This is a genomic window from Marinobacter iranensis (genome assembly GCF_029207565.1).
In the GTDB taxonomy this organism is placed as follows: Bacteria; Pseudomonadota; Gammaproteobacteria; order Pseudomonadales; family Oleiphilaceae; genus Marinobacter; species Marinobacter iranensis.
In genome coordinates this window covers 1-233 of record NZ_JANCMW010000426.1, presented here as the reverse complement: position 1 = coordinate 233, position 233 = coordinate 1, and the positions used below count along the sequence as shown (strand labels likewise).

1 protein-coding gene is annotated in these 233 nt (G+C 53.6%); it reads left to right on the top strand.

Features of this window, described 5'->3' with window-relative positions:
* Positions 1 to 34: 34 nt before the first annotated feature.
* Positions 35 to 233 (top strand): hypothetical protein (locus NLU14_RS22960; protein ID WP_275710962.1); only part of this gene is annotated, 199 nt, incomplete at its 3' end.

Below are 233 nucleotides of genomic sequence, written 5' to 3'. Positions count from 1 at the left end.
CAGAGCCGCAGCCGAGCCGAGAAGGAGGCTCTTGATGTTCATTTTGACCTCTCCAGTCAATTTTCAAAATATGTTTTCGGATTCCTGGCTGAAGGCCAAAACCACCAACCGCCACTCGAAAGGCGACGCCCGAGCGCCCCTTTCGGCCGGGACATTACCCATCGAAGCCCCACTTTCAATGAATATTGCACCGCACAATGATCAGGCGGGGAATTCGCCTCCAGCTTGTTGTA